The sequence below is a fragment of the Aerococcus sp. L_32 genome (genome assembly GCF_050689315.1).
Genome location: NZ_JBOEQF010000624.1, coordinates 1 through 1,010, shown reverse-complemented (window position 1 = coordinate 1,010; position 1,010 = coordinate 1). Strand labels below are relative to the sequence as shown.

At 39.3% G+C, this 1,010-nt stretch carries 1 protein-coding gene and 1 pseudogene; both read right to left on the bottom strand.

The features are described 5' to 3' along the window. Nucleotides 1–201: pseudogene (locus tag ACRCJ0_RS15255) on the bottom strand (dehydrogenase); the annotation flags it as partial. A gap of 199 nt (nt 202–400) precedes the next feature. After that, a partial coding sequence (locus tag ACRCJ0_RS15250) for a M20/M25/M40 family metallo-hydrolase (protein ID WP_431391050.1) occupies nt 401–1,010 on the bottom strand: 610 nt, incomplete at its 5' end.

Here is a 1,010-nt window from a genome sequence, read left to right as displayed (position 1 = left end):
TTCACCTGGAGTCAGGCCTACTTTATGTGACGTTTGTTGTAGGTATGCCGGGTTCGAGTCTGAGGTAACCCCCATGTATAACAAGACATCTCGCTCTCTAATCGATTCAGTTACACGGAAAGTATCGCCAACTTTGATTGCTTGAAGGGTTTTACCCATTGTAGCTTGTTCTTGAGTCTCTTCTAAATTATGTTCTACCATATTCAATACACCCCTACGCTTATTTTATGATCATGTCATTTCCAACGATTATTTGTTGCGAAAAAATGCAACAGTCTCTTTCATATTTTATCAAAGAAAATGGATATATGCGACAAATACAATAGTATGGTAGTAGATACCATTATACCGGCTACATAAAAAAGCTATGACCAGAATGTCATAGCTTTTTTAACCAATTCTATTTGTTTTCTAAATAAGTGGCTAACAAGTCAATGTATAAGTTGACGAATGTTAGATACTCGTCCTTGTCCACGTATTCATCAATTTGATGTGATGTTGTTGATCCTGGGCCAAAGATAATGATTGGGTAGCCTGCTGGTTTGTTGGCAACAAAGTTTGCCCCATCCGTACCACCTGTCATTGGCACAACTTCCAAGTCTTGGTTTAGGTATGTAGCGCCTAATGTTTTGGTTAATTGCACTAAGTCTGAATTAACCCCGCCATTTAGTGGTTTTAAGTCTAAGGTTAATTGTAGGTCGAAGTCTGCCCCTTTATCCAAGAATTCTTGGTAAACTTCAGTAAATACGCCTTTAACTGCTTCATTGTCGAATTCAGGAACTGTTCGGATGTTGAAGACTACTTCTGCGTTGTCAGGAATAGTATTCACTTGGTCACCACCACGGAATACAGTCACGTTAAAGGTTGGTTGTTTCAACAATTGGTCCAACTCTTGGTTACCAGCGTCGTCCCCTTCAACTGCCCCGTATAAATTCAATACTGGTGAGAAGTCTAATTGACCAAAGCTGATATCTTTTGTTGCTTCCTTGAATGCCTCTTTAAATGCTAAG